General features: G+C 70.7%; 5 protein-coding genes, 1 pseudogene and 1 riboswitch. Of the genes and pseudogenes, 4 read left to right on the forward strand and 2 right to left on the reverse strand.

Annotated elements, in window-relative coordinates:
• A pseudogene (locus ABD317_RS32620) lies at nt 1-223 on the reverse strand (glucosyl-3-phosphoglycerate synthase); the annotation flags it as partial.
• A 181-nt stretch (nt 224-404) separates the two neighbouring features.
• Nucleotides 405-544, forward strand: a riboswitch (SAM riboswitch).
• A 17-nt stretch (nt 545-561) separates the two neighbouring features.
• On the opposite strand from ABD317_RS32620, the gene thrC reads away from it, so the two are divergent.
• The 4 genes from thrC to groL all read left to right on the forward strand — a co-directional run bounded on the left by thrC (nt 562) and on the right by groL (nt 4,676).
• Entirely contained in the window at nt 562-1,869 is a 1,308-nt protein-coding gene (gene thrC / locus ABD317_RS32625; RefSeq protein WP_344294774.1) for a threonine synthase, read from the forward strand.
• Complete coding sequence (locus tag ABD317_RS32630) at nt 1,866-2,144, forward strand: MoaD/ThiS family protein (protein WP_027756132.1); 279 nt, start codon at nt 1,866-1,868, stop codon at nt 2,142-2,144. The genes thrC and ABD317_RS32630 overlap by 4 nt, the downstream gene beginning before the upstream one ends.
• 395 nt (nt 2,145-2,539) lie before the next feature.
• Nucleotides 2,540-2,743: a cold shock domain-containing protein gene (locus ABD317_RS32635; RefSeq protein WP_027756133.1), complete on the forward strand. Its 204-nt coding sequence runs from the start codon at nt 2,540-2,542 to the stop codon at nt 2,741-2,743.
• A 310-nt stretch (nt 2,744-3,053) separates the two neighbouring features.
• Nucleotides 3,054-4,676: a chaperonin GroEL gene (groL, locus tag ABD317_RS32640; RefSeq protein ID WP_344294777.1), complete on the forward strand. Its 1,623-nt coding sequence runs from the start codon at nt 3,054-3,056 to the stop codon at nt 4,674-4,676.
• A gap of 174 nt (nt 4,677-4,850) precedes the next feature.
• On the opposite strand, the gene murQ is transcribed toward groL, so the two are convergent.
• On the reverse strand, nt 4,851-5,786 hold the full coding sequence (murQ, locus tag ABD317_RS32645; protein WP_344294779.1) for an N-acetylmuramic acid 6-phosphate etherase: 936 nt from the start codon (nt 5,784-5,786) through the stop codon (nt 4,851-4,853).
• Between the last annotated feature and the right edge of the window lie 145 nt (nt 5,787-5,931).

Raw genomic sequence — 5,931 nt, forward strand, 5'->3', positions numbered from 1 at the left:
CCCCGGACCCGCCCCCCGAGCCGCCGCCGCCCTCCGCCATCAGCTCCGCCCGGATCGCCCCCACGATCGCCCCGACCGTCGCTTCCTCGTTCAGCGCCGGCAGCACCACGCTCACCGTCCCCCGCGCCCCCAGCGCCCGCTTGGCCGCGAGCAGCCGCGCCGGTGGCCGGTCCGCCGCGGACCAGGACCGCGCCTTCAGCCACCGCTCCACGTCATCGAGCACCTTCGGGCCTCCCCTTGCCGGTGGTTCTGTGAGGTGTGAGGGCTGTCTCGCGTATCGGACGGCACTCACAACTGTCCTGGTCGTCGGTTACAGTCTTGAACAGCGTGCGTGACTTCCCCGTGTCGGGGTCCGCGCGTCGTACAAAAGCGCCGGACGGCCCCGTCGGCCCGGCGCCATACAGAGCTCATCCAGAGGGGCAGAGGGAACGGCCCGTTGAAGCCCCGGCAACCCTCCGTCCGGCACTCGCGACGCTGCGAGGCCCCGGGCGGTGATGGTGCCAATTCCGTCCTGCGGCGAGATGCGTCGCGGGGAAGATGAGGAGAGAGGGCCTCGCCACTATGGCTGTAGAGACAGCTGCCACCCGCACCGCCGTCGACGACGGCGCCGTCGATCTGGGTCCCGCCGTCGCGCTGTCCTGCCGGGAGTGCGGGGAGCGGGTGCCGCTGGGTCCCGTCTTCGCGTGCCAGACGTGTTTCGGGCCGCTGGAGGCGGCGTACGAGCTTCCCGGCGGCGACGCCGAGTCCGCCGCGCGGCTGCGCGCCCGGATCGAGGCGGGCCCGCGGAGCATCTGGCGGTACGCGCCGCTGCTGCCGGTCCCGGCCGACGTGGCGTCCGCACCCAACCTCAACCCGGGTTTCACCCGGCTGCACCGCGCCGACCGGCTCGCCGCCGAGCTGGGCGTCACCGGCGAGCTGCACGTCAAGGACGACTCAGGCAACCCGACGCACTCCTTCAAGGACCGCGTCGTCGCCATCGCCGTCGAGGCCGCCCGCGCCTTCGGCTTCACCACGCTGTCCTGCTCCTCCACCGGCAACCTGGCCGGCGCGGTCGGCGCCGCCGCGGCGCGGGCGGGGCTGCGGTCGTGCGTGTTCATCCCGCACGACCTGGAGCACGCGAAGGTCGTCATGGCGGCCGTCTACGGCGGCGACGTCGTCGGCATCGAGGGCACGTACGACGACGTGAACCGCTTCTGCTCCGAGCTGATCGGCGACCCGGCCGGCGAGGGCTGGGGCTTCACGAACGTCAACCTCCGCCCGTACTACGCGGAGGGCTCCAAGACCCTCGCGTACGAGATCTGCGAGCAGCTCGGCTGGCGGCTCCCGGACAACATCGTCATCCCGGTGGCCTCCGGCTCCCAGCTCACGAAGATCGACAAGGGGCTGAAGGAGCTGATCGCGGCGGGGCTGGTCGAGGAGCGTCCGTACAAGATCTTCGGCGCCCAGGCGGCGGGCTGCTCCCCGGTCTCGCGGGCCTTCAAGGACGGCCACGACGTGGTGCGTCCGGTGCGGCCCGACACGGTCGCCAAGTCCCTCGCGATCGGCAACCCGGCCGACGGCCCGTACGTCCTGGACATCGCCCGCCGCACGGGCGGCGCGGTGGAGGACGTCACGGACGCCGAGGTCGTCGACGCGGTCAAGCTGCTGGCCCGTACCGAGGGCGTCTTCGCGGAGACGGCGGGCGGCGTGACCTTCGGCGTGCTGGCGAAGCTCGTCGCGGACGGCCGGATCGACCCGGCCGGGACCACCGTCGCGATCAACACCGGCGACGGCCTGAAGACTCTCGACGCGGTCGCCCCCACCACGGGGCCGAGCGCGATCATTCGTCCCACACTCGACTCCTTCCGAGAGGCTGGCCTCGCATCATGAGCGTGAACGTCCGAATTCCGACCATCCTCCGTACGTATACAGACGGCCGGTCGGAGGTGAGCGCCGAGGGCGCGACCCTCGCCGACGTGATCGAAGACCTGGAGAAGAACCACCGCGGGATCGCCGCGCGGGTGCTTGACGATCAAGGCAAGCTGCGCCGTTTCGTGAACGTCTACGTGAACGACGACGACGTCCGCTTCGCCGATGGCCTGCAGACTCCCACCCCGGAGGGGGCCGGCGTCTCGATCATCCCGGCGGTCGCCGGGGGCTGCTGAACCCCGCCGCCGCGCGCACGGCCCCACTGATCCGGAGTGGGGCCGTTCGCATGTCCGTGCACGCGATAGGGTTGGGGCGTTCCCCCCTCGTGGTCCTTGCTCCATGCCTATGAGAACGCGACAAGTTCCGGGTAATTGCGGAGAGTTATTTGTCGTGATGGTCAGCTATGCCCTGCCCGAGTTGTCGTTGAATGCATGGATTGATCGGAAAAATACCGATCGAGTGTCCGCAGAATTCTCGTCCGAGTGACCTGTTGCACTGGGCATCTGTGCGGATACATTCAGCCGCGGTCGACGCGTTCCGGCGCACGCCCCGGCGTGTATCCGGGGGTGAGGTCTGACCCGGGTCCGCGGAGTGCGGTCCTGTGTAAGGGCCAGCAATAGGGGAGTTTGGAATGGCTCAGGGCACCGTCAAGTGGTTCAACGCGGAGAAGGGGTACGGCTTCATCGCGGTCGACGGTGGTGCGGATGTCTTCGTCCACTACAGCGCGATTCAGATGGACGGGTACCGCACCCTCGAAGAAGGCCAGCGGGTCGAGTTCGAGATCTCGCAGGGTCAGAAGGGGCCGCAGGCAGACATGGTCCGCGTCAACGGCTGAGCGCCGGGCATCGACCACGGACGACTTGCGATGGGCCCGCACCCCCCGGGGTGCGGGCCCTCTGCTGTCTGCCGTCCGGTGGCTGTCCGGTTCCGCTCTGCGCGTGAGAACCCCGTACCCGCTTGCACTCGCAGGGGGCGAGTGCTAATCATTGGCGTTAGCACTCTCCACGTGAGAGTGACAGCACGGGACCGGTTCGGTGAGGTCCGTACGTCGGGTGGGCGGGAACCACGCGGGTGCGGACCGTCCGTCGCGGGCGCCAGCGCGGTCCGGACACAGACCACCCCCCTGTCCGGGAGGACTCAACACAATGGCCAAGACCATCGCGTTCGACGAGGAGGCGCGGCGCGGCCTTGAGCGCGGCATGAACCAGCTCGCCGACGCCGTCCGCGTCACCCTGGGCCCCAAGGGCCGGAACGTCGTCCTTGAGAAGAAGTGGGGCGCCCCCACGATCACGAACGACGGTGTCTCCATCGCCAAGGAGATCGAGCTCGAGGACCCGTACGAGAAGATCGGCGCCGAGCTGGTCAAGGAGGTCGCGAAGAAGACGGACGACGTCGCCGGCGACGGCACGACGACCGCGACCGTCCTGGCCCAGGCGCTGGTCAAGGAGGGCCTGCGCAACGTGGCCGCCGGCGCCAACCCGATGGCGCTGAAGCGGGGCATCGAGAAGGCCACCGAGGCCGTCTCCGCCGCCCTGCTGGAGCAGGCCAAGGACGTGGAGACCAAGGAGCAGATCGCCTCCACCGCCTCCATCTCCGCCGCCGACACCCAGATCGGCGAGCTGATCGCCGAGGCCATGGACAAGGTCGGCAAGGAAGGCGTCATCACCGTCGAGGAGTCGCAGACCTTCGGTCTTGAGCTGGAGCTCACCGAGGGCATGCGCTTCGACAAGGGCTACATCTCCGCCTACTTCGCCACCGACATGGAGCGCATGGAGGCGGAGCTGGAGGACCCGTACATCCTCATCGCCAACTCCAAGATCAGCGCGGTCAAGGACCTGCTGCCGCTCCTGGAGAAGGTCATGCAGTCCGGCAAGCCGCTGCTGATCATCGCCGAGGACGTCGAGGGCGAGGCCCTGTCCACCCTCGTGGTGAACAAGATCCGCGGCACCTTCAAGTCCGTCGCCGTCAAGGCCCCGGGCTTCGGCGACCGCCGCAAGGCCATGCTCGGCGACATCGCCATCCTCACCGGCGGCCAGGTCATCTCCGAGGAGGTCGGCCTCAAGCTGGAGAACGCCGGTCTCGACCTGCTGGGCCGCGCCCGCAAGGTCGTCATCACCAAGGACGAGACCACCATCGTCGACGGTGCCGGCGACAGCGAGCAGGTCCAGGGCCGGGTCAACCAGATCCGCGCCGAGATCGACGCCAGCGACTCCGACTACGACCGCGAGAAGCTGCAGGAGCGGCTCGCCAAGCTGGCCGGCGGCGTGGCCGTCATCAAGGCCGGCGCCGCGACCGAGGTCGAGCTGAAGGAGCGCAAGCACCGCATCGAGGACGCCGTGCGCAACGCGAAGGCGGCCGTCGAGGAGGGCATCGTCGCCGGCGGCGGCGTGGCCCTGCTGCAGGCCGGCCACGTCTTCGAGAAGCTGGAGCTGCAGGGCGACGAGTCCACCGGTGCCGCCGCGGTGAAGCTGGCCCTGGAGGCCCCGCTGAAGCAGATCGCGGTCAACGCCGGCCTTGAGGGCGGCGTCGTGGTGGAGAAGGTGCGCAACCTGACCCCGGGCAACGGCCTCAACGCCGCCAGCGGCGAGTACGTCGACATGATCGCCGAGGGCATCATCGACCCGGCCAAGGTGACCCGCTCCGCGCTGCAGAACGCGGCGTCGATCGCGGGCCTGTTCCTCACCACCGAGGCCGTCGTCGCCGACAAGCCGGAGAAGGAGAAGGCCCCGGCCGGCGGCGGTATGCCCGGCGGCGACATGGACTTCTGATCCGGGATCGCCGCATCCGGGCCGCCGGGTCCGGGCGCCACCGGGCCCGGACGTCCGCGGACGGACCGACGAACCGAGGGCGGTACCCCGAAGGGGGTGCCGCCCTCGGGCGTGTGCGGGGTCTGCGGGGGGCTGGGGCTGCCCGGGGTCTGCCGGGGTCTGCCGGGGTTCTGGTCAGCTCACGTCGGTCGCGGCCTTCAGCGCCACCCGCAGATGGCCGTGCGAGGCGTCGAGCAGCCGCTCGGCCGTACCGCCGTCCACGCCGCCGAGGATGGTGAGGATGGCGTTCTTCACCTCCCCGCCGGTCTCGGCGAGGGCGGCCTCCACCTCCTCGTCGCCCGCGCCCGTCGCCAGCGCGACGATGCGCCGCGAACGGGCCTGCAGCTTCTCGTTGGAGGCGCGCACGTCGACCATCAGGTTCCCGTACGTCTTGCCCAGCCGGATCATCGTGATCGTCGAGAGCATGTTGAGCACGAGCTTCTGCGCCGTGCCCGCCTTCAGCCGCGTCGACCCGGCGATCAGCTCGGGGCCCACGACGACCTCGATGCCGTGGTGCGCGGCGGCGGACAGCGCCGAACCGGCGTTGCAGGACAGCCCGACGGTCAGCGCCCCCCGGGCGCGCGCGAACGTCACGCCGCCGACGGCGTACGGCGTACGGCCGGAGGCGGAGATGCCGACGACCGTGTCGTCGGGGCCGAGGCCCGCGGCCTCCAGGTCGGCGGCGGCCAGCTCCTTGCTGTCCTCCGCGCCCTCCGTGGACGTGCGGATCGCCTTGTCACCGCCGGCGATCATGCCGACGACCTGCGCCGGGTCGGTGTTGAACGTCGGCGGGCACTCGCTGGCGTCCAGCACCCCGAGCCGGCCCGCGGTGCCGGCGCCCAAATAGAGCAGCCGGCCGCCGCGGGCCATCCGCTCGGCGGTGGCGTCGATGGCCGCGGCGATCTGCGGCAGCTGGGCGGCGACCGCGCCCGGCACGCCGCTGTCCTCCTCGTTCATGATTCTGGCGATCTCCAGGCTGGCGAGGCGGTCGATCTCCGCCAGCTCGGGCCGGAACGCTTCGGTGGTCAGGCTTTCCAGCTCCCGGCGGATGTCGGCTGAGGGAGAGGGCATGTCGGGGCGGCTCTTTCCATACGGTGCGTGGCGCGCGGTGGGCGGTGCGCGCACGCGGCGGTGGGTCGGTCACGGCGGCTTGCGTGGTGCGGTCGGTGGCGGTCCAGCTGCCGCCGCGCGCGGCCGGCGTGCGGGGCGCGTCCGG

This window comes from Streptomyces synnematoformans, from assembly GCF_039531005.1.
GTDB lineage: Bacteria > Actinomycetota > Actinomycetes > Streptomycetales > Streptomycetaceae > Streptomyces > Streptomyces synnematoformans.